The sequence below is a fragment of the Phytoamicus setariae genome (genome assembly GCF_016722925.1).
In the GTDB taxonomy this organism is placed as follows: Bacteria; Pseudomonadota; Alphaproteobacteria; order Rhizobiales; family Rhizobiaceae; genus Rhizobium_E; species Rhizobium_E setariae.
In genome coordinates this window covers 41,894-61,766 of sequence record NZ_JAEQNC010000015.1, presented here as the reverse complement: position 1 = coordinate 61,766, position 19,873 = coordinate 41,894, and the positions used below count along the sequence as shown (strand labels likewise).

Genomic DNA, 19,873 nt, shown 5'->3' with positions numbered 1-19,873 from the left:
TTTTCACCCAGGACTTCGGCATGATCCACCTGCGCTCCGGCCTCTTCCAGCTCGCCTTCTATGTGAGCTTCATCGTCCAGATGATCATCTTCACGCCGATCTATTTCTTCCTGCCGCGCAAGATCGCCTACAAGATCCCGAAGAACTGGGCACGCGTCAATCTCTGGCTGGCCGAGAAGATCATCGGCCTGACCTACGAAATCGACGGCCTCGAAAACCTGCCGGAAGGCGGTTACATCATTTCGGCAAAGCATCAGTGCTTCTGGGATACGTTCGCGCTGATCCCGACGCTGCCTGATCCGGTCTACATTCTGAAGCGGGAGCTGCTATGGATCCCTCTTTTCGGCTGGTATGCCGCCAAGCAGAGGATGATCCCGATCAATCGCGCCGCCAAGGCGCGCGCCATTCCCGAAATGGTCGCACGGGCCCACGAGGAGCTTGCCGACGGCCGTGAGCTGATCATCTATCCCGAGGGCACCCGAAAGGCGCCCGGCGACGAGCCCGATTACAAGTTCGGCATCGCCCGGCTCTATACGGATCTCAAGGTACCGGTTGTGCCAATCGTGATGCATCCCGGCCTATTCTGGCAGCGGCACAGTTTCCTCCGCTACCCCGGCCATGTGAAGATCCAAATCCTGAAACCGATCGAACCCGGCATGTCAGCGACCACGTTCTTCCGGCATCTGATCAAAGTGACGGAAAAGGCGAGCGACGACCTGCTGATGGAAACCGTGCGGATCAATCCGCATGTGCCGTTGCCGGAGGTCACCCGCATCCGGCTCGAAGCTATCCGCGCCGCCGGTCAGCCGGCGGCCGAATAGGCCAACATCCTGTCGGCAACATCCTCGATCCACTGATCGCGAATACCGAGTTCGCGCAGATGGCTCACGGTGTTCAGCACATAATCCGAGTTCCGGCCCGATTTTCCCTCTGCATTTGCAACAATGCGGGCTGCGGCATCGACACTGAGACCGGCGGCAAATTGCCGGTGGTTTCTGTCTGCGACATAGGTGATGGCCGTGACGCGTCGACCATCCGGAAGTCGCACCGGGATGAACCGCTCCAGATAGACATTGGTGACGAGTTCTCGCTCGCGCAGGTAGTCGACAACCCCATCGCGGCTGTCGAGGTGAATGCGGAACGCCGCACCTTTACAGGAGCCGCCGCGCTCAAGCCCCAGTACCAGGCCCGGGGCGGTCTCGATTCCACGATGTACCCAGGAATGGATGCACAGCGCCCGGTGATAGCCACGCACCACCGCAAGCTGCCGCTCCTCAAACTCGAAGCCGGGATGCCACATCAGCGATCCATAGCCAAACACCCAAAATTCGTCCATATCCGCAGGCATTGGCATGTGAAAATGTGATTCCATCCAAAGGAGTAATGTATGGCTACGCGCGATAGCGCCGGACTATCTCCGGCAGCCCGTAAAATTCGGCTGCTGGGAATTATCGTGGCGATCACCGTTGTCCTTTATTCCGCCGGTTGGTTCTATGTTGCAAGCAAATTCGAGACTTTTCTCGGCGGCATTCTCAATCATCCCGGACAGGGTGTCGTCGACATCCGCTGTGACAAATTTTCGACCGGCGGCTTTCCGTTCCTGATCGGCTTTACCTGCGACAAGACTGCGCTCGAGGACGTGCCAGCCGGCAACGCGCTCGCGGCTGGTGCAATGCGTGCCGCGGCCCGAATCTACAATCCCGGCGCGGCAGTCGTCGAACTGGAGGGGCCAGCCGAAGTCAGTTTCGGCGACGGCAGCGCGGTGGACGCACAATGGCAAACGCTGCGGGCGTCGTTGCGGGCCGGACTTTCCGGCCTCAGCACGTTTTCGGCCGAAGCTGCAGCTCCCTCCGTCCGGCTTAGCTCGCCGATGTTGGACAATACGTTTTTCGCCAAGTCGAAAGACGGCCAGTTTCACGTGCGGCAAAACAACGGCGATCTCGAAGTCGCCGTCCTTGCGCATGATTTCACACTGACAGAGGGTGCGGCAACCACGTTGTTGTCGCCGTTGTCTAGTTCCATCGAATTGACGCTGATCGGCAAGGGTGAACTGCTCCAGGGGGCGCCGCTGGCGTCCAAGGCCATGGCGGGTCAGCTAACCAGTTTCAAGATCGACACGCCGGAAGGTATCTACGGCGAAATGAGTGGCCCGTTCACCATCGACGAGGATGGGCTGATTTCGGGGACATTCATGACGACGCTGGAGAAACTCGACCTCTGGGAGAATAACCTGCGCCGCCTGTTTCCGAAGGCTGGCGACACGATATCCGGCGTCGCGATACTGTTGAAGGGGCTCGCCAAGGGCAAGGACCGCGTGACCGTCAAGCTTGAGGTGCGCAAGGGCGCGATTTTCCTGAGCCTTCTCCCTCTCGGGCATATCCCGCCGATCTGAGAATGGAATATTCCGGTCAGCCGAGATTTGCCTGCATCGGTTCAGGAATCCGGCTTTCCTCTATCGCCCTGTCTCGCAGGATGCGGCGGATGACCTTGCCGGTCGTTGTCAGTGGCAGGGCTTCAATGAATTCCACCTCGCGTGGATATTCATGCATCGACAATCGCGTCTTAACCCAGGCAGAGATCTCCGCCGCAAGAAGCTCCGACGGCGCATTGCCATCCGCGAGCACGATATAGGCCTTGACGATCTCGGTGCGCAGCGGGTCGGGCTTTCCCACCGCCGCGGCAAGCTGCACTGCGGGATGGGACAGAAGACAGTCCTCGATTTCCGCCGGACCGATCCGGTAGCCAGATGAGGTGATGACGTCGTCATCCCGGCCAAAGAATTCGACATAGCCATCGCGATCCATGACGCCCATATCGCCGGTCAGCATCCAATCGCCGATAAATTTCTTTGCCGTGGCGTCGGGATTGTTCCAGTAGCCGAGAAACATCACCGGGTCGGGGCGACGCACAGCGATCTGACCCGCCACGCCTGCCGGGCGCGGAAGGCCTTTTTCGTCGATAACAGCTACCTCATGGCCGGCGGTGACCCTGCCGATAGCACCGGCTTTGCTGACGCCGAGAGATACCATCGACCCAAGCACGATATTGCATTCCGTCTGGCCATAAAATTCGTTCACCGTCAGGCCGAGCGTACGCCTGGACCATTCGTAGGTCTCCCGGCCGAGTGATTCTCCTGCTGAGCCGATCGCCCTGAGCTTCAGCTCGAATTTTTCGCGCGGATTTTTGACGGACGCCATCAATCTAAGCGCGGTGGGTGGGATGAACGCATTGGTAACGCCGGTCTCGGCCATGATGCGATAGGCAAGTTCGGGGTCGAACTTCTGGGCCGCCGAACTGACGGAGGGCACGCCCATCATCAGGCCCGGCAACAGGCAGTTGAGCAGTCCGCCGGCCCAGGCCCAGTCGGAGGGTGTCCAGAACTTGTCTCCCGGCTGCGGCATAAATTCCTGCGCCATCTGCACACCGGGCACATGGCCCGGCAGCACGCGATGGGCGTGCAGAGCGCCCTTTGGCGGCCCAGTCGTGCCCGACGTATAGATCATCAGCGCCGGGTCGTCCTTCGACGTATCCACCACCTCGAAATCTGTGGAATGGCTGGAACAAAGGCTGTCGAACCCCACTGAACCGGCTCTCCCGCCTTCGCCGGTGACAATCACATGGCCCAAGGCAGTCAGGCCTTGGCGAATGCCATCCAACTTAGCCAGACCGAATTCGTTGGTGACGATAGCCACCGCCCCGGAATCCCTCAGCCGATATTCCAACGCATCGGCACCGAACAGCAGTGCCAGCGGCAGGGCAATAGCCCCGAGCTTGTAGATCGCCACATGCACAATCACCGTCTCGAAACTTTGTGGCAACAGGATTGCAACGCGATCGCCCGGTTTGATGCCCAGCGAGGCCAGCCCGTTTGCAAACGCGTTTGAACGATCCCGAAGCGCACCATAGGTCATCGTGAGGTGGTTGCCGTCGGCAGAATAATGTTGCAGCGCCAAACGGGCGGGGTCGCGCTCGGCCCAGTCATCAGTCACTGCCCGACCAATGTTGAATTTTTCAGGGATTTCCCACCGGAAATCGCCGATCAGGCGATCATAATCATCGCTTTTGGGCAGGAACATTCACAAAACTCCGCGCTTTGTGCAATGCAATAGCATTTTTTTTGCGCAACGGGAAATATTGTTCAAGACTGAAATATCTTTCACAATTCCGTCATGGTGTCAGCCTGAGTTCGATGATTTGTCGATGCCGAAAGAAGGGCATCGGACTCCTCGCAGCGCACGAGGATGCTGACATATCGTGACCGGCGCCCTCTGTAGAACGTCCGGCATTCGGGAAATCTTTTCGGGTTGCTTGCGGTACAGGCGATCCGGCACTAGAAATTGCATCGGCAGGACAGGAGGGAACCCATGAGCAACGTTGGCAAGATCCGCATCGGAATCGGCGGCTGGACTTTCGAGCCCTGGCGCGGCCCCTTCTATCCGGAGAAGCTCTCGCAGAAGCGGGAGCTCGAATATGCCGCCAGCAAGCTTAGCTCGATCGAAGTCAATGGCACCTATTACGGCTCGATCAAGGTCGAAAGCTTTTCCAAATGGCATGATGAAACGCCGGCCGATTTCGTCTTTGCCCTGAAGGCGCCGCGGTTTGCGACCAATCGCAAGATATTGGCCGAGGCGGGTGGATCGGTCGAAAAATTCTTTACCGGCGGCGTCATGGAACTCAAGGACAAGCTGGGGCCGATCAACTGGCAGTTCATGGCCACCAAGAAATTTGACCCGGACGATTTCGAGGCCTTTCTCAAATTGCTGCCGAAATCGGTGGATGGCCGGCCGATCCGGCATGCCGTCGAGGTCCGGCACGAGAGTTTTTGCGCGCCTGATTTCGTGGCCCTGGTTCGCCAATATGGCGTCGCGGTAATCGCCTCCTGCGATTCGAAATTTCCCGAGATTGCCGATATCACGGCGCCCTTCGCCTATGTCCGCATCATGGGCACATCGGAAAGCGAAGAAAACGGCTACTCCCCAGCAGAACTCGACCGTTGGGCAGAGCGGGCAAAGCATTGGGCTTCCGGCAAAGTCCCGGCGGGACTGACGACATATGGTGCCGACCAACCAGATCCATCACCGCGAGACGTCTTTCTCTATGTCATCAGCGGCTTCAAGGACAAGAACCCTGCGGCTGCGATGGAGTTGATCAAGAGGGCTTGAGAATACTCATGGCAGCCGCATCGAACAGACATCACTCGTATTTTGTCCAGCCGTCATCTGCCAAAGCAGTTTGCCCCCGGCGGAGGGTCGTTGCCGGCAGCGCAACCGTTGCTGGCATATACTGATGTCGACAGCGCGAGAAGAGATAGAAGAGCCAGCGCAACACAGCTTGAGAAAGGTCGGGATTTCATCAGCGTTCTCCCAGTGTCACGGCAACATAGCCGTCTACAACAAAGAATAGCGGATAATAGCAGTTCCTTAAATGCTCAACCGACACGATAACATGAACGTGAAACGGATGAACCCGATGGTAACAGCCGTAAAAGAATTGCGGCCGATCGACTAGGCCGTCTCCAGCCATCCTGAGAATTCAGCCATACTTGCGTCATTGGTGGGTACTGGATTAGTCCGGAGGCCGAACTTAGGCGTGGCCGGCTTTAGCTGGAATAGCCAACATCAATTGGATCGGAGCCATTCGCCTTCAATGCGCGGATGGCTCCTTCGATGAGTCGATGATCTGAATTTCCGCTGCCGATTACCAGGACGTGTCTCGATTCGTACAATTCGCGCCCGGCGGCGGCGGCTTGTTGCCAACGGCGCACCCGTTGTCGTGGAACGGCAGCAGGATGCTTGAATCGTTGTTTTGGTGATTTCTGTTGCCATCGTTGTTGCGGTTGCCGTTGCCGTTCTTGCCACCATTGCCGCCGGCGTAGACAGCCGTCGACAGGGCCAGCAGGCATACCGCCACGAGCGCGGCAAATTTTGAGATGGCCTGGGGATTCATGGACTCTCTCCACATCAGTTTGAGATCGTAGCCCTCTCGCTGCTAAACAACGAAGACCGCATGCGGTTCCATGAAGCTTCTCGAATTTTTATTTCTTGATTGAAAGAGTCTCAGCACAGCAGGGGCAGGCCGAAACAATCAGCAATTCGGTGCCGCTCACGTGTCGGCAGGAAATAGTTCGATGCCATCGCGCGCTGCGACATGATAGCTGTATGACAACAGCGGACGTTGGCCCTGATCACAGAGGAGTACAAAATGCAGGAAGACGGTGGCAGTCCTAGCGTTGCTCGTGGTCTCTACAGGCTCAATGTATTTCTTGGCTGCGTCGCTGTTGTCGCATGGTTCCTCTGGGAAACCTTTAGTACGACCGCTGCTGTTAATCGGCTTTCAGCCGCAGCAGAAGATTTCCCCTACGTTGAAAGGTGTGATCCCAACGGCAATCTGACTGACACAGGACAACCCAACTGCGTTGATCTTGGTCGTTACATGTTCATCAACGGCCCTGTTCTCATGGCCCTTCGCAGAGCTTGTTCGGGAAGTGAGGAACCTTCAGGTATGCTGATACTTGAGGAAGGCAAGGCGTCGAGGAGAGATATCGTCCGTGTGGAGAAATCCTTAAATTTTCAGAAACGCAACGGAGCAAGCGTACCTTGCCAACCGCCTAACACCGCACCCTGAGTAAGGTGCGCACTGAGGATGACATGATCGACCACATTCGACTCGGCTATTCGGTACGGGTCGAAACCGGCATGAGACCGTCCCTTATTTCCAAAAACCTCTTCATCGATGGTGTGCGCTTCTCGTAACCAAAGGCAAGACCAGCCACGGGGGGCTGGACCAAGTCCGGATATTTGCGGCCCCCAAAGCTCTCGTTCAGGCACTACCGCGGGAGAAGACAAGCAACATATTGTTGGCAGGCAACTCTATCGTCTCGCGAAGACTGAGTTGAGAGGCCTCACCCGCACGTTCAAGATCAGCAATATCACGCACACCCCAAGATGGGTTGCGCGCCTTTAGAGAGGCGTCAAAATCGACGTTCGAGGGGGCGTTGTGTACGCCGTTACGCATGAATGGGCCGTAGAGAACAAGCACCCCTCCAGAGCAGAGCAAACGGCCAGCGCCTGCAAACAATCCTAAACTTGCCTCCCATGGCGCGATATGAACCATATTGACCGACACGATGGCGTCAAACGGCGCCGTTTGCTCCACGCCCCATAGTCTTGAGCACACATCTATATCAAGCGGTGCAAGAACATTGTTTAGCCCCGTAAATTTGATCCAGCTGGTGGTGCTAGCGCGGGCGTCGCAATCCGGATCGCTTGGCTGCCAAGTGAGGTTGGGCATCGCTTTCGCAAAACACATCGCGTGTTCGCCAGTCCCGCAGCCAATCTCCAGCACGAGGCCATGTGTCGGAAGAACACGCTTTAGGACCGCAAGGATCGGTGCCGAATTTCGCGCAGCCGAAGGCGAGAACATGCGTTGGTCGGCGCTTACGCCACGTTGTTCAAGCGCTACAGGTGGGCGGTTGTCGTTCTCTTCGGACATGGGTCGTTAAATCGCCTTGGGATGATGTTTCCCGCATTATAGGTGAAAATGATGGACCTGTATCCCGGGGATTTTGGACTTCCCGAATGGGTCATGGGCGTGGGTTGGGCCGAGAGCAAGCGAACGTCTTGCTCGGGGCCGAAAGGGGTTTCCAGTTTCTCGGATATAGAACAAGGAAACCTCACGAGGTAGGTGTTACGCCCCACCTAACGAGATCAGAACCCGTTGATTTTACGCTATGTTATTGATGAACCAAGAGGTTCTTGGTGCCCCATGCCGGGGTCAAGGCACCGCCTTACATGCTGTTAAATCAATGTGTTAGCTTCGCACCTGCTGGCTTCTCTGTAGCAGTTTGCCGTAGCACCTTCAAGGTGATCAGAGTTGGCTGTGAGCGGGCCCCGACAGGCGGTGTGACCCTGCAAACCCCAACCTCTTCCTACGCTGGTTCATCACCAAGGCTTATCAGCCGAACCAACCCGAGATCTTCGCTAAGATCGTGGTGGCCAGAAGCCCCGAGCGTGGCCGCATCTCTGAAGCAGGAGCAGTTGAGGGCGTGAGCGGAGGCGGTGCAGACTACCTCTCTGCTATCCGGCCCTGACCTTCGCACGAGAGGCGTCTGAACTGCCCTTGCATAGCCCTCCAAAGCGAACGGGCGCCTATAACCGCTTTTGGCCCCTAGCAGGCATGACGCCTAGCAGCCTGACTTCGCTCTGGGACCACTGGTTGCGACCAGGCGCGGCTGTGCTATCGTGTCATCAACCAAGATCTGCACGGGAGCCCAGGTGACCAACTGGGGCACTATCGAGTGGTGGAGAAGTCCTTTCAGCGCCGTCTGGCTGCCATCCTTGCAGCCGATGTAGTCGGTTACAGTCGCCTCATGGGTGTGGACGAGGACGGCACTCTGACGGTCGTGCGGAACCTCCGCGCCGAAGTGATCGAAACTAGGATCGCCGAGCACCAAGGTCGGCTGTTTAAGTCTATGGGGGATGGCTTTCTCGCGGAATTCCCCAGCGTCGTGAATGCCGTGGCCTGCGCAATTGCATTACAGAAGGATATGGCAGCACGGAACGCAGAGTTGCCAGAGGACCGAGCCATCCAACTCCGCATTGGCGTCAACTTGGGGGATGTGATTGCTGAGGATGGCGATGTTTTCGGTGAAGGCGTGAACGTCGCTGCGCGGATCGAGGGACTTGCCCCGGCGGGCGGCATTGCAGTCACCAGCATGGTTCATGACAACGTAGGAAGTCGCCTTGATCTCTCGTTTGAAGACATGGGTGAGCAGCAACTCAAGAATATCGCCCAGCCGGTCCGGGTCTATAGTCTGGGAGCTCCTTCAGGAACATCGGTGCGACCAACAGCGGTAGAACGTATCAAACCGTCCATAGCAGTACTGCCATTTACCAACATGAGTGGTGATCCCGGGCAACAGTACATTTCCGATGGGATCACCGAGGATATCATTACCGAACTCGCCCGCTTTCGCGGCCTATCCGTAGTAGCTCGCCACGCGTCGTTTCATTTTGCGAACAAAGGAAAAAGTCATATCGAAGTAGCGCGGGAACTGGGCGTTGCCTATGTAGTTGAGGGTAGTCTACGCAAATTGGGCGAGCGAATACGCATCACAGCCCAGTTGGTCGATGCCATAACCGGCAATCACGTCTGGGCCGACCGCTACGATCGCGATGCGCAGGATATCTTCGCTGTCCAGGACCTTGTTGTGGCCGCAATCGTAACAATGCTGGAGGGCCGTATGTACGCTGCAGAAGCAGCAAAAGCCCGTGCAAAACCAACTACTAGCTGGTCGGCTTACGACTGTCTGTTACAAGGCCGCAATCTATGTGACCATCAGCGTGATGCCGAAGCCGTACCCCTGCTTGAGCGCGCAATTGCCGTCGATCCGCATTTTGCACTTGCTCATGCCTGGCTGGCGATAGCTCTTACCATCAGCAATGTCATTGTGCTCGATGACGATCAGATGGCCAAGGCGGAGAGCGCTTCTAAACAAGCGCTGGAACTAGATGCCAACGACGCCACGTCTCATTGGGCAAGAGCGCTCTACTACCTTTGGACAGGCGACCATTACCGTTCACGCTTCCATTTTGACAGGGCGCTGACACTCAATCCGGCCGATATGCAGATTAAGGGCGACTACGCGAACTGGCAGCGCGCCAGTGGCAGACCGGCCGATGCGTTGGCCACAATCGATGCCGCCATAGACTTGGGCCCCTTCGTGCCCGATTGGTTTGCAGCGGTTCGCGGCCTGACGCTCTTTGACCTCGCTCGATATGCTGACGCAGTAGAAGCGCTCGAGAGTGTCCCTGTACAGCGCTCCAGTGGCTTCTTGTATCTAGCCGCCGCGCGCGCAATTAGGCGACTTAACTGGTGCAAGTGAGGTGATCGCCGAGGTTAAGCTGGTGAAACCGGATTTATCGCTTCGGAATGTGATCCAGGTACTGCACTACGCACGCCCAGAAGCTCAGCAACACTTGATTGATGCCCTGCGGAAGGCGGGGCTGCCGGAGTAGTATGTGCGCCCCTTACGAGCAAGTTGAGTTAACTTCTGCTTGTCGCCCATTGCTTCTTTTAGCTGCGCTGCAAACGTTGGTCGCTTTCGGTGCAGACCTGTCATTCGCATCAACAAGTTTACAGCGCGGCTTTTCTCAGTCCCTGTGCGTCGAAAAAGTATTATCTGGGCCATGTGAACAAGCATGAACCACTGAAGCCCCCACATATGAGAAGATGTATGGACGAAAGCATTAAGGAGCGAGCTAAACGCAAGCAGTTGTACATCCTGCTAATCGCATTACCAGGACTTCTTTTCCTCGTAGCAGGGGGTTTCAAGACGGTACAAGCCCTATCCACTGGCGTTGTAACGCTAGGCGGCAGAGGAGGCGCTCACGCCTATAGCGTTAGCACTGCCCCTCTTGGATATCTGCTAGCGTTGGGGATGAACTTGTTCTTGGTCGTGATCGGCATCGTATTCCTGTACGTAGGAATTCTGGGTTTTCGTCTCGTTCAGCGGTCCGATAGGTGAGGCACCGGGGAGACGGGAGGCGCCTGCAGGATGTCCGCCGGTACTATGGGCCGGATGCAGTAGGTGCGGCCACGAAGAGCCAGCCAAGGGTATTCAGACAAGTCTTCCATGCCTCCACCGTAGCAGTTTGCCGTAGCAGATGGAAGCTTAACCCGTTGATTTCGCGCTATGTTATTGATAAACCAAGAGGTTCTTGGTGCCCCATGCCGGAATCGAACCAGCACTCCTTTCGGAACTCGATTTTGAGTCGAGCGCGTCTACCAGTTCCGCCAATGGGGCAAGCCGTGAAGGAATATTCAACGGAGACAGCGGCGGACTATACGAAGGAACGCCCCTCGGTCAACCGGTTTTTGAAGCCATCGTCGCCTTTTTGCCTCACCCCGCGACGCCGGGCCGGTTCAGAACCGCCATGTCCTCATCGGACAGGGCCAGATCTGCCGCTCGCGCGAAACTCTCCACGTGACTGACACGCGTGGCGCTGGCGATGGGCGCGGTAATTCCCGGGCTCGCCATCAGCCAGGCAAGCGCGACTTCCGCAGGCTTCACACCATGAGCGGCCGATACCTGGTCCAAGGCATCGAGAACCGCAAAACCCCGCGCATTGAGATATGTCGCAACGTCTTCTCCCCGCGCACTCTGCTCGAGATCTTTCGCGTTACGGTACTTACCCGACAGGAAACCCGAAGCCAGGCCGTAATAGTTCACGACGCCGATATTCTGCTCGATGCAGAGATCGCGCAACGGTCCCTCGAAGCCCGACCGGGCATAAAGATTATATTCCGGCTGGAGTACCTGATAGGCGGGCAGGTTGTTTTCGCGCGAGACCTTGAGTGACTCGCCGAGCTGGGCAGCATCGAGATTGGAGGCGCCGATGGATCGGATCTTGCCGGCGTTCAGCAGCTTTTCATAGGCACCCAGCGTTTCCGCATACGGCGTTTCATCAGGCCAGTGCGAGAAATAGAGATCGATCGTCTCCACACCCAGCCGCCTGAGCGAATCCTCGGCAGCACGAAGGATCCAGCGCTCGGAAAGGCCCTTGCGGTCGCCGCCGAGATCGGAACCGACCTTGGTGAATATCACCACCCTGTCACGCATGCCCGGTCGAGCCTTCAGCCACTTGCCGATGATGGTCTCCGATTCGCCGCCCTTATTGCCGGGTGCCCAGGACGAGTAGACATCGGCCGTATCGATCGCATTGAAGCCATGATCGATGAAGGCATCGAGCACCGCGAAACTCTGCTGTTCGTCAATTGTCCATCCGAAGACGTTGCCGCCGAGCGCGAGGGGGGCGATGTCCAGGCCGGTTTTTCCCAAGGGGCGTTTTTCCACGGTGTCGCTCCTTCCGCTAGATGGCAAGAGCTAACGTGCCCCAAGGCGTCGGCCCGTTCCGCCCGGTTTGGTACGCTGTCCATCACATCAAAGTGTAGACACCCGCGACAGCGGCGATTTACAAACCGCGCCCGGACGTCATAAAGACGTGACTGCCTTATCACCGGAACCTTTCATGCTGAAGCGACTCTACGACTGGACCCTCCGCCTCGCCGAACGTCCGTCCGCCGAATTATGGCTCTTCATCATCGCCTTCATCGAAAGTTCGGTGTTTCTGGTCCCGGCCGAAGTGCTGTTCCTGCCGATGGCGATCGCCAATCCCAAGAAGGTTTGGCGTTATGCGCTCATCGCTTCGGTGGGGTCCATCCTCGGTGGCGTGGCGGGCTGGATGATCGGCTACTATGCCTTCGAGGCGATTGCCCGGCCGATTCTCGAATTCTACGGCAAGATGGATGAATTCCAGTCGCTGAAGCATGCCGTCAACATCGAACTGGTGACCCTTTTCCTCGTCACCTCAGGTGCGGCCCACCTGCCGCCGCTTAAGATCGTCACCATCCTGGCTGGCGTTCTGCAGTTCAACCTGCTGCTGTTCTTCATCGCGGCGGTCGTGGCCCGCGGCGGCAAATTCATGCTGCTCGCCTGGCTCTTCGCCCGCTATGGCGCGCCGATCCGCGATTTCATCGAAAAACGCCTCAATCTGATTGCAGGTTTGGCCGCTGGCGCGCTGATTCTCGCCTATGTCGCCTATCTCGCGCTCAAACACTGACGGAATTTGCCTGATGACCGCAACGCGTCCCCATCTCTTCGCCTCGATCCTGCTGCTGGTGGGAATGATCGTCGTCATTTTTTCCGCTCTCGGCTTCGAACATCTTGGCGGCTACGTCCCTTGCATGCTCTGCCTGCTGCAGCGCGATCCCTATTATGTCGGCATTCCGGTGGCTGTGCTGGCCGTGCTTTCCTCACTCTTCGGCCTGCCCTCGAAAGTGACACGGGTACTGCTCGGTATCGCCGCGATCCTGATGTTGGTTGGCGCCGGCCTCGGCGTCTATCACGCCGGCGTCGAATGGGGTTTCTGGGAAGGGCCCGCGACCTGCTCGACCTCGGTCAATGCGGTGACCAAGAACGCCGGCAGCCTGCTCGACGATATCAACACCCAACACGGTCCGTCCTGCACCGACGCCACGCTGCGCGTGCTCGGCCTGTCCTTCGCCGGCTGGAACGTGATCGTCAGTCTGGTGCTGGCAGCAATCGGGTTTCGGGGCGCAGCAAAGCGCGCTTGAAGGAGCGGCAAGGCCGCTTGCTGAAAGCCGGATGAGGGGCTTGGGCTGCCCGGATACGCCATTATGGCTGCAGTTCGGTATCCCAGTAGAGATAGTCCATCCAGCTCTCATGCAGGTAGTTCGGCGGAAACAGCCGGCCGTTGTTGTGAAGGTCCTGCACCGTCGGTCGGTAGGGCTTCTGGTGCGGGAACATGCCTGCCTGCTTGGGCAGCTTCGAGCCCTTGCGCAGATTGCACGGTGCGCACGCCGTCACCACGTTCTCCCATGTCGTCTGGCCGCCGAGCGCCCGCGGCGTCACGTGGTCGAAGGTCAGATCGTCATCGGACGTGCAATATTGGCATTCGAACTTGTCGCGCAGGAAAACGTTGAAACGGGTGAAGGCCGGATACCGGGACGGCTGCACGTAGGATTTCAGGCAGACGACGCTTGGCAGTTTCATCGAATAGCTGGGTGAGGAAACCGAGTGTTCGTATTCGGCGATGATGTGGACACGGTCAAGGAAGACCGCCTTGATCGCGTCCTGCCAGGACCATAGCGACAAGGGGTAATAACTCAGAGGCCGGTAGTCCGCATTAAGGACCAACGCCGGAAGAGACTGGGGTGACACTGCAATCGTCATGGAAGCTCCCAGACCGATTCGATTTCCCTGTTCTTCATACTAGGCGGATTGCAACAGGATTGTGAAGCCCTGAAAAGAATGAGTTATTTGCTCCTGTTGCTTTCAGGCAACAGGCACGCCATTGCGCCTTAGTACGCGGGCATAATAAGCCCAAAGGGCGCGCGCAGCAATCGAACGGCATGGTTGCCATCTGTTGGCCAATGCACGGAATTCTTTTTCCGTCGGTCTGGCCTCAAGACCATAGGCATGCGCAAAGGCGGCCTGCAGCGCCACGTCCCCCGACGGGAACACGTCGGGATGTCCCGCGGCAAACAGCAGGTAGACTTCGGCAGTCCAGGGACCGATGCCCTTGACGGCCCTGAGACGCGAAAAGGCCTCCTCTGCCGTCAGATAAGCCGTCGTTTCGAGATCCAGCCCATCGCGGCATGCCTCTGCCAGGCGGCGCAGCGTCGCCTCCTTGGCGCCGGAAAGCCCGATGCCGCGCAGGGCCGCCACTTCATGAGCAAGCATCACATCGGGCTGCACACCGCCCGTCAGTTCCTCAAGCCGGGCCCAGATTGCATCCGCCGAAGCACGCGACACCATCTGCGAGACGATGATTGCCGCGAGCCCCCGATACCCCGCCTGCGTGTGGCGGAGCGGGATCGGTCCTGCATGGTCGATCACCCGCGCGAACTCGGGGTCGATCCGGAGAATGTCGGCGACGGCCCTTTCGATATCGGCGCCATCTCGAATCGGCTGCATCGGTCAAAATCTATCCTTGCGGGCGCGTATTTCGGCAAACACTTCCCAATCTTCTGCACCTTCCATGCCGAGATGCTTGCGAATGGCGGGATCGTCCGCGCGCAGGAACGGATTTGTTTGCAGCTCCCGTTCGATGGTCGTCGGGGCGGTGAACACCCCTTCGGCTCTCTGCCGCTCGATGTCGCGCACACGGGACACGAGCGCCTGATTGTGTGGATCGATGGTCAGCGCGAACCTCGCGTTCGCCAGTGTATACTCGTGGCCGAAATAGACCACGGTATCACCGGGCAGGGCCTTGAGCTTCGACAGCGATTGCCACATGTCGCGCGGCGGGCGCTCGAAAAGCCGCCCGCAGCCAAGCGCAAACAGCGTATCGGCGGAAAACAGGATTCGGTCCTCCGGCAAATAATAGCAAATATGCCCCGCCGTGTGGCCGGGCGTTTCGATAACCCTGACCGGATGGCCTGCCCAGGCAAACGAACCGCCATCGCCAAAGGCGAAACCGATGCCGGGGATTTTGTCGGCCTCGTTCTTGGGACCGGTAATTTCGACGTCAAAGCGCGCCTTGAGCGCGAGATTGGCTTCGACATGGTCGGGATGGTGATGGGTGGTGAAGATGTCGCTGAGCGTCCAGCCGCGCCGATCCAGCGCTGCCAGGATCGGCGCTTCCTCCGGTGCATCGATCGAGACGGTCTTGCCCGATTGCGCATCATGGATCAGCACACCGAAATTGTCGCTTCGGCAGTTGAAGAGCTCGATCTGAAGTTCGCTCATCGTCGTTCATCCCTTTTTTGTTCTGACAGGCTCCAAGGTCAAGATTTAGTTGGTCCGGCCTTGAAGTCCAACCCGGTCAGGATACATTTGGCCAATGAATACAGATATCGTCGATCTCAGGCAGTTTTATCTTTCCCCGCTGGGTCAGCTTGCAGAGGCCTCCATCAGCCACGCGCTGGCGAAGCTCTGGCCACGCATGCCGGACGAGCGGCTGGTGGGGCTGGGCTATACGTTACCCTATATCGAGCGGTTTCGGGGCGATGCAGAACGTACCTTCGCCTTCATGCCTGCCGGGCAGGGTGCCGTGAACTGGCCCCCCGGTGGGCTCTCGGCAACAGCGCTGGTGTTCGATGAAGAACTTCCCTTACCCGATTCCTGTATCGACCGGATCTTGCTGGTTCATTCGCTGGAGTTTGCCGAAAACCCGCGTGAGATGCTGAAGGAACTGTGGCGGGTGCTTGCCCCCGGCGGGCGGCTGGTGATTGCCGTTCCCAACCGGCGCGGCGTCTGGGCGCGTTTCGAACACACCCCGTTCGGCGCGGGGCGCCCCTATTCGCGCGGCCAGCTGACCACGCTGCTCCGGGAAACGAACTTCACTCCCGGCGGGTTTTCCGACGCGTTGTTCTTTCCGCCCTACCGCACCCGCTGGCTGCTGAGTCTTTTTCATGGCATGGAGCCGCTCGGCCGGCGACTGATGCCGGTCTTTTCCGGCGTGATCGCGGTGGAAGCGCAGAAGCGGCTTTACCAGGGTTTGCCGGTCTTCACCCGCGCGTCTCGCCGCGTGTTCGTGCCGGTTTTGGCGCCGCACGGCATTCCAACGACCAGAGCCGGGCACTCGACAAAGGACTGAGCGGCAGCTATTTGCTTTGGCCAGTCTCCTACCCATCGGAATTTCCAGACCATGAGTGATTTCCAGTTCGACAAGATTGCGCTGATCGGCATCGGCCTCATCGGCTCGTCGATCGCCCGAGCCATCAAGCTTCACGGCCTTGCCCGCGAGATTTCGATTTCGACGCGCAGCCCGCTGACGCTGGCGCGGGCCGAAGAGCTCGAGCTCGGGACGTTCTATACCGAAAGCGCCGCCGAATGCGTCAAGGACGCAGACCTGGTGATCGTCTCGGTACCGGTCGGCGCATCGGGAGCGGTGGCCGAACAGATCGCGCCGGCCCTGAAGCAAGGCGCAATCCTCACCGATGTCGGATCCACCAAGGCCTCGGTCATCAGCCAGATGCAGCCTTTCGTGCCCGAGGGCGTGCATTTCATTCCCGGCCACCCCGTTGCCGGTACCGAACATTCCGGCCCGGATGCCGGGTTTGCCGACCTGTTCGAAGGCCGCTGGTGCATCCTGACGCCCGTTGAAGATACTGATGCGGAGGCGGTCCGGAAACTGCGCTCGTTCTGGGAGTCGCTCGGCTCGCGTGTCGATGAAATGGACGCGGAGCACCACGACAAGGTACTGGCGATCGTCTCGCATCTGCCGCACATCATCGCCTACAACATCGTCGGCACCGCCGAGGATCTTGAAACCGTCACCGAATCCGAAGTCATCAAGTATTCCGCCTCCGGTTTTCGCGATTTTACCCGCCTGGCGGCATCCGATCCCGTAATGTGGCGCGACGTCTGCCTGCACAACAAGGATGCGATCCTCGAGATGCTGGCACGTTTCTCCGAAGATCTCGCCTACCTGCAGCGGGCCATACGCTGGGGCGAAGGCGATAAACTGTTCGACCTGTTCACGCGCACGCGCGCCGTTCGCCGTTCGATCATCGAAGCTGGTCAGGATATCGCCGAGGCGGATTTCGGTCGCCATATCCGGCACGAAAAGTAGCACCAAGGATCGCTGGACAGCGGTCCCTGGCAACAGCCACTATCCTTGATCTCGCTTCAGCCCTTGCGGCCGAGAGACATGATCTTCTCGCGGATCAAGCGGGCGACATTGCGCGTGTTTTTATAGAGATGCAGCTGTGTCGCGGCCTGCCGGGTCTCGCGGTCGGAGTTCTCCCTGAGACCGATAACCAGCGTGCCGATTTCCTCGCGTTCCTGCCAGAACCGGCTCATGATCGGGTGATCGGCAACCGCGCAGGAATCGGTACGCACGATATTGGCATCATCGAGATGCCAATCCGTCAGTTGCGCGACGAGCAGCTTGCCCGGTGAAAACCGGGCGAAATTCTCATCATAGGCGGTTTTCCAGGTATAGGCCTCGCCATTCATGATCAGCACGATCATCGACGCAATCGCCTTGCCGTCCAGATCGATCGTATGGATGCGCGCGCCATCGATCTCGGCCAGATTGTTGATTGCCTCGCGTGCGAACGCCGCGCGGTAGCGATCCGAAAGCATCGCCGAACGCTTCTTGCCCTTCCAGCCGCTGGCCTCGAGAAGCAGGAACTCCTCCATGCGGGCTCTGATGTCGCCGGGTTGGCGAGCGACGGAATACGATGGCTCTCCCAACTTTTCCAGCTGCGCCCATTGCCGGCGCATCTCCCGCATATGCTGCGGCTTGATCGAGCCCCGGAGGTAGCTGTCGCCATCCTTCAGGCTTTCGAGCATCGGTCTCTTTGAGGTGGAACTGACGTCGATCGGCAGATTACGGGATACGGCAATCGCCCGCGCCAGCTTCGCGAATGGTCCGCTCAGCCTGAGGTCGGGCATGACCAATACCAGCGGGAGACGTGCGTCGTCGCGGCCGAGCGCTTCGAGCATGTGATCGATGGTCTCGGCCGCGCCTTCGGCATCGACCAGCGGCGTGCCGAGCGGTCCAAACGGGTTTGCCCAGACGCGAATGATCGGCGTTCCGATCGAGAAGCCGGGCTTTTCGATCGAGAACGGCATCAGCATCCGCAACCGGCTGCGGCGCTTGTCCTCATCCCGGATGATGGCCAGGCGTATCTCGCGATCGTCGAGACGCGGCATGGCAGGCGCCAGGAACCGACTGGAAAAGAAGACATTCGGCTCCATGGCCCGATGGGAGAGGAAATCCAGTTCCTCCTGCAAGTCGTATCCTGCGGCGGTGTGGTAGATCGAAAGCGTCCGGCCCTCGCGCGGCGTATCAAGCGTCTGCATCGGCGTGGGAGCCGATTCAATCGTGCCCAGCTTGCCATGCGCGAGATTCATCGACGCCTGGAAAGTTTCTTCGTGGTAGACAGGCGCAGGCGCCATCATCAAGCTCCCGTTGCAGGCACGCGCTGGCTGTCCGGCCGCGCGAATGCGAAAAGTACGATCGATAGTTTGTGCCGCACGGCCACGTGCAGCAGTGCTGCCTCGATGAACATGGCGCCGGCTGCCGCCAGCGCGGCACCGTTGATGCCGTATTGCGGCACCAGCACGACATTGAGGACAACATTGGCGCCAAGCGCCGCCGCATAGAGTTTCACGCAGAGCTTCTGCTCGCCGGCCATCGTCAGCAAAACCTCGCCGGGGCCAACCGATGCTTTTGCCAGAATACCGAAGAACAGGATCACCAGCACGCTGTAGCCTGCCGTGAAGCCCGGACCGAACATCGACAACAACAGGTTGCCTGCCGCAAGCATGACGAGGCCGACGGCCAGCGCGGGCCAGAACGACCAGCGCACCGTACGACCGGCAAAGCGGCTGAGTTCGAGATGATCACCGGCGCCGTAGAGCGCCGAGAAACGCGGGGCGGACGCGGCCTTGACGGAAAAATAGACGAACTGGACAAGCGCCATGGTTTTTGACGCGGCAAAATAGATGCCGACATCGGTCGGGTCGAGAAACAGTCCGGCCACCACTGTGTCGGAGTTGGTCAGCAGAAACCCAAATCCCTCGATCAGGAAGATCGGCAGTGCGACACGGAACCAGTCCGCGAATTCGATCCGGACGGGGCCCTTTTCATAGCGTCTGCGCAACCGCGACTTGATGTTGAACAATTGGCCGAGCGTCGTCACGTAAGTCGCCGCCAGGCTGGCCAGCATGGCCGTTTTGGCAGTTTGCGGCTCGCCGGCATAGATCAATCCCAGCATGAACAGCAGGATCAGCATCGGCCGGACGAGATAGGTCGGACTGAGCGCCACAAAGGCCCAGGAGTTGGCGCGCGCCGTCCCCTCCATCGTGTCGCCGAGCGCCACCATCGGGAGGATGAACAGCGCGATGAACAGCGGCACAACATAGTAATTCTCGATGTAACCACCGAACAAGTGCAGGGCACCGAAGCCGAGCAGTGCGACGGCGGTCGACGACACCAGGGCAAACACGCGCGCCGTAATGGCAAGGCCACGTACCCGTTCGAAATCGTTGATTGCCTCGAATTGCGGCAGGAAGCGGATCTGGGCGGAATGAAAGCCCAGACACGAAAGGTTGCCGATCAGGATGACCAGTACCCAGACGAAGACGAAGATGCCGTATTCGTGCTCTCCCATCAGCCGGGCGAGGATGATTTGTGATACAAAGGCGATGGCTGCGGAAACGATGCGGATGATGAAGGCGACAAGGGCCATGCGGCCGGCACGGCCTTCCCCGTCCCTCGAAGTCAGGTATGCAATGACCTTGCCTGCAAGGTTCTTCAACCTTGCAAGGCGACTGTCCGGCAGATCCTTAGCGGATGCCTGCAGAATGGCCATGTTACGCAAAACCCGACTCTAA

At 58.6% G+C, this 19,873-nt stretch carries 19 protein-coding genes and 1 tRNA gene; 9 read left to right on the top strand and 11 right to left on the bottom strand.

What is annotated here, in order from left to right; all coding sequences use genetic code 11:
* Positions 1–20: 20 nt before the first annotated feature.
* Entirely contained in the window at positions 21–821 is an 801-nt protein-coding gene (locus JJB09_RS22110; RefSeq protein WP_201663259.1) for a lysophospholipid acyltransferase family protein, read from the top strand.
* Here the strand turns inward: JJB09_RS22110 and JJB09_RS22105 are convergent.
* On the bottom strand, positions 803–1,348 hold the full coding sequence (locus JJB09_RS22105; RefSeq protein WP_201663335.1) for a gamma-glutamylcyclotransferase: 546 nt from the start codon (positions 1,346–1,348) through the stop codon (positions 803–805). The two genes, JJB09_RS22110 and JJB09_RS22105, sit on opposite strands and share 19 nt — an antisense overlap.
* Positions 1,349–1,387: 39 nt before the next feature.
* On the opposite strand from JJB09_RS22105, the gene JJB09_RS22100 reads away from it, so the two are divergent.
* On the top strand, positions 1,388–2,392 hold the full coding sequence (locus JJB09_RS22100) for a DUF2125 domain-containing protein (protein ID WP_201663258.1): 1,005 nt from the start codon (positions 1,388–1,390) through the stop codon (positions 2,390–2,392).
* Between the two features lie 16 nt (positions 2,393–2,408).
* On the opposite strand, the gene JJB09_RS22095 is transcribed toward JJB09_RS22100, so the two are convergent.
* Entirely contained in the window at positions 2,409–4,076 is a 1,668-nt protein-coding gene (locus tag JJB09_RS22095) for an AMP-binding protein (RefSeq protein ID WP_201663257.1), read from the bottom strand.
* Between the two features lie 288 nt (positions 4,077–4,364).
* Here JJB09_RS22095 and JJB09_RS22090 point away from each other — a divergent pair, with 288 nt between their 5' ends.
* Positions 4,365–5,162, top strand: coding sequence for a DUF72 domain-containing protein (locus tag JJB09_RS22090; RefSeq protein ID WP_201663256.1), 798 nt, complete (start codon positions 4,365–4,367; stop codon positions 5,160–5,162).
* A gap of 535 nt (positions 5,163–5,697) precedes the next feature.
* On the opposite strand, the gene JJB09_RS22085 is transcribed toward JJB09_RS22090, so the two are convergent.
* Positions 5,698–5,946 (bottom strand): hypothetical protein, encoded by a 249-nt coding sequence (locus tag JJB09_RS22085; RefSeq protein ID WP_201663255.1) that lies wholly within the window; start codon positions 5,944–5,946, stop codon positions 5,698–5,700.
* A 255-nt stretch (positions 5,947–6,201) separates the two neighbouring features.
* Here JJB09_RS22085 and JJB09_RS22080 point away from each other — a divergent pair, with 255 nt between their 5' ends.
* Positions 6,202–6,624 carry a hypothetical protein gene (locus JJB09_RS22080; protein WP_201663254.1) on the top strand — a complete coding sequence of 141 codons (423 nt, stop codon included), beginning with the start codon at positions 6,202–6,204 and terminating at the stop codon, positions 6,622–6,624.
* Positions 6,625–6,819: 195 nt separating this feature from the next.
* On the opposite strand, the gene JJB09_RS22075 is transcribed toward JJB09_RS22080, so the two are convergent.
* Entirely contained in the window at positions 6,820–7,491 is a 672-nt protein-coding gene (locus JJB09_RS22075; RefSeq protein ID WP_201663253.1) for a DUF938 domain-containing protein, read from the bottom strand.
* A gap of 805 nt (positions 7,492–8,296) precedes the next feature.
* Here JJB09_RS22075 and JJB09_RS22070 point away from each other — a divergent pair.
* Entirely contained in the window at positions 8,297–9,883 is a 1,587-nt protein-coding gene (locus JJB09_RS22070; RefSeq protein ID WP_201663252.1) for an adenylate/guanylate cyclase domain-containing protein, read from the top strand.
* An 836-nt stretch (positions 9,884–10,719) separates the two neighbouring features.
* On the opposite strand, the gene JJB09_RS22065 is transcribed toward JJB09_RS22070, so the two are convergent.
* Together JJB09_RS22065 and JJB09_RS22060 are read right to left on the bottom strand one after the other, a co-directional pair.
* A tRNA-Leu gene (locus JJB09_RS22065) sits at positions 10,720–10,804 on the bottom strand.
* Between the two features lie 96 nt (positions 10,805–10,900).
* The gene (locus JJB09_RS22060) at positions 10,901–11,854 is read right to left on the bottom strand and encodes an aldo/keto reductase (RefSeq protein ID WP_201663251.1); all 954 of its coding nucleotides are present in this window, start codon (positions 11,852–11,854) and stop codon (positions 10,901–10,903) included.
* A 175-nt stretch (positions 11,855–12,029) separates the two neighbouring features.
* Here JJB09_RS22060 and JJB09_RS22055 point away from each other — a divergent pair, with 175 nt between their 5' ends.
* Positions 12,030–12,620: a YqaA family protein gene (locus tag JJB09_RS22055; protein WP_201663250.1), complete on the top strand. Its 591-nt coding sequence runs from the start codon at positions 12,030–12,032 to the stop codon at positions 12,618–12,620.
* Between the two features lie 13 nt (positions 12,621–12,633).
* Complete coding sequence (locus JJB09_RS22050; protein ID WP_201663249.1) at positions 12,634–13,134, top strand: disulfide bond formation protein B; 501 nt, start codon at positions 12,634–12,636, stop codon at positions 13,132–13,134.
* A 61-nt stretch (positions 13,135–13,195) separates the two neighbouring features.
* Here the strand turns inward: JJB09_RS22050 and JJB09_RS22045 are convergent, their stop codons facing one another.
* The 3 genes from JJB09_RS22045 to gloB form a co-directional block, all read right to left on the bottom strand.
* Positions 13,196–13,753: an HNH endonuclease gene (locus JJB09_RS22045; protein WP_201663248.1), complete on the bottom strand. Its 558-nt coding sequence runs from the start codon at positions 13,751–13,753 to the stop codon at positions 13,196–13,198.
* Positions 13,754–13,855: 102 nt separating this feature from the next.
* The gene (locus JJB09_RS22040; RefSeq protein WP_201663247.1) at positions 13,856–14,497 is read right to left on the bottom strand and encodes a DNA-3-methyladenine glycosylase family protein; all 642 of its coding nucleotides are present in this window, start codon (positions 14,495–14,497) and stop codon (positions 13,856–13,858) included.
* A gap of 3 nt (positions 14,498–14,500) precedes the next feature.
* Positions 14,501–15,271: a hydroxyacylglutathione hydrolase gene (gene gloB, locus JJB09_RS22035; protein ID WP_201663246.1), complete on the bottom strand. Its 771-nt coding sequence runs from the start codon at positions 15,269–15,271 to the stop codon at positions 14,501–14,503.
* 94 nt (positions 15,272–15,365) lie between these two features.
* On the opposite strand from gloB, the gene JJB09_RS22030 reads away from it, so the two are divergent.
* Positions 15,366–16,121 carry a class I SAM-dependent methyltransferase gene (locus JJB09_RS22030; RefSeq protein WP_201663245.1) on the top strand — a complete coding sequence of 252 codons (756 nt, stop codon included), beginning with the start codon at positions 15,366–15,368 and terminating at the stop codon, positions 16,119–16,121.
* A 51-nt stretch (positions 16,122–16,172) separates the two neighbouring features.
* Positions 16,173–17,099, top strand: a complete 927-nt coding sequence (locus JJB09_RS22025; protein WP_201663244.1) for a prephenate/arogenate dehydrogenase family protein — start codon at positions 16,173–16,175, stop codon at positions 17,097–17,099.
* 56 nt (positions 17,100–17,155) lie between these two features.
* Here JJB09_RS22025 and JJB09_RS22020 read toward each other — a convergent pair whose 3' ends face one another.
* Both JJB09_RS22020 and JJB09_RS22015 read right to left on the bottom strand, forming a co-directional pair.
* The gene (locus JJB09_RS22020; protein ID WP_201663243.1) at positions 17,156–18,433 is read right to left on the bottom strand and encodes a GNAT family N-acetyltransferase; all 1,278 of its coding nucleotides are present in this window, start codon (positions 18,431–18,433) and stop codon (positions 17,156–17,158) included.
* 2 nt (positions 18,434–18,435) lie between these two features.
* A complete protein-coding gene (locus JJB09_RS22015) occupies positions 18,436–19,851 on the bottom strand; it encodes a lipopolysaccharide biosynthesis protein (protein ID WP_425523763.1) in 1,416 nt (471 codons plus the stop codon).
* Between the last annotated feature and the right edge of the window lie 22 nt (positions 19,852–19,873).